This is a genomic window from Daejeonella rubra, assembly GCF_900103545.1.
Lineage (GTDB): Bacteria > Bacteroidota > Bacteroidia > Sphingobacteriales > Sphingobacteriaceae > Daejeonella > Daejeonella rubra.
On the sequence record NZ_FNHH01000062.1, the window covers coordinates 1 to 2,116 of the forward strand.

The following is a 2,116-nucleotide window of genomic DNA, read 5'->3' on the forward strand; positions in this document are numbered from 1 at the left end:
GTGATGTTACAGGCCGGTCTGCCTGGCGTACTTTGCTCCGGAATAAATGGGGTACTTTGTCGCGGAACACTGGCGTACTTTCGTCGGAATATCTAAATATTTTATCTTCACCAATTTTGAGGAACATAATGGGGTTGGTATTGGTTGATTGTAATGATGTGGAATTTCTTTTAATACTAGAAAAGTAATATCAATTATGTCCTTCTCACTTTATAGTTCTTTTATTGGGAAATAAACTAGTTAAGTGAGAAACTAAATTCTTATTCTGTAGCTACTAAATAATGGGGCAATATTACATTTTGAGTTATTCTTTTTAATGTTTACTGTTTCTGTTTTAGACGAGCCTATTGACTTTTTTTAATCTCATAATACTTAAAGACTTTGCACTTAAAATGCAATTATCAGAATTTATTAACGAATAATTTAATTACGGTTTCCCGTAATTAATCCTACTCAATAATAAACAATTTTGAGAAAGATATTTTTATCCTAATGAACTTACGATTTCAAATAATTCTATTCCAATATTTATTCTTAGCAATTTAATATATGAAGTTTTAGTATAACAAAATTGAAGTTCAATAAATTTTTTAAGAAGAATTAATAACAGATCTCGTAATCCTTTTAAGGTTACAAAATGATCAATATTAGAACCTGCTTTACAATGAATATTATATTCTTCAGAATTAAGCTTTAGGAATTCAAGTATTAGCCTAAAGCTGAATTTTGAATAACACTTATAATGAGAAGAATCACATTTGAAAATCTTTAAGAAAGTTTGCTTAATTACATTGAAAATTAGATATGCCTGAAATTTAAAAATTTTCAAGAATGCACTAATTTATACTCCAAGAATTAATTTATTTAAATACAACCATAATATGGATTTCAAAGATCAAATATTACAATTGGCTTCACGAGTAGAGAAAATGCTGCCAAAACTTCAGACTGAAGAAGCAACTAAGAATGCCCTTATCATGCCATTTATTCAAGTATTAGGCTATGATGTATTCAATCCATTTGAGGTAAATCCTGAGTTCGTTGCAGACATAGGCATTAAGAAAGGTGAGAAAGTAGACTATGCTATCATGCAGGATGGTGCACCAACTATACTTATTGAGTGCAAACATCATTTAGAAAAACTTGACTTACATAACTCACAATTATTTAGATACTTTCATACAACTAAGGCAAAGTTTGGTTTATTGACAAATGGTTTAATCTATCGGTTCTATACAGATTTGGAAGAGAAGAACAAGATGGATAGTATACCATTTTTTGAATTTAATATTAATGAAATAAAAGATGCTGAGATTGTAGAACTGAAAAAATTCCATAAATCATATTTTGATGTAGAAAACATCACTAATACTGCCAGTGATTTAAAGTACCTCAATGAGCTAAAGAATATTCTTAATAAAGAGATGATACAGCCTTCAGAAAACTTTGTTACTTTTTTTACCAGACAGGTTTACACTGGCGTACTAACAGCTAAAATCAAGGAACAGTTCACACCGTTAGTTAAGCGTTCATTCAGTATCCTTATTAGTGATGCTATCAATGAAAGGTTAAAATCCGCACTTAATCAGGAAAAACAAATTGAAGTAGCTGAAAATATTCTAATTGAATCAACAAATCCTTCAGATACATCAAACGGTGTTGTGACTACAGAAGAAGAACTGGAATCATTCTACATTGTCAAGTCACTGTTAAGACAGAATATAGCAACAAGTAGGATTACATTCAGAGATGCACAATCCTACTTTGCAATTCTACTTGATGATAATAATCGTAAAACTATTTGCAGACTCTATCTTGGTGCTTCTAAAAAATACTTTGTAATACTCGATGATGCAAAAAAGGAGATAAAAAATGAGATTGGTTCTGTAGATGAAATATATAACTATTCTGATGCACTCTTAGATGTTATTCAAAGGTTAGAGAAGAAGTAAGTGAAAAGCTCTGTTAATTAGACTAATCTTTGAATTGCCTTTAAAAGCCGTAGAGTTCATTGTGGCGACTCCTATGTTTACAAAGCTTTAAATTTATACTATTAAAGTGAAAAGGAATGAGAGCACAATAGCGGCTAAATAGCTCAGGAAGTATATTGTCGTAG

At 30.3% G+C, this 2,116-nt stretch carries 1 protein-coding gene; it reads left to right on the forward strand.

Annotation, left to right across the window (positions count from 1 at the left end):
• Positions 1 to 881: 881 nt before the first annotated feature.
• Entirely contained in the window at positions 882 to 1,952 is a 1,071-nt protein-coding gene (locus BLR27_RS18280) for a type I restriction endonuclease (protein WP_090707315.1), read from the forward strand.
• Positions 1,953 to 2,116 lie beyond the last annotated feature (164 nt).

Coding starts and splice junctions, on each gene's coding strand:
- BLR27_RS18280 (WP_090707315.1), top strand. CDS start 882: ATGGATTTCAAAGATCAAATATTACAATTGGCTTCACGAGTAGAGAAA.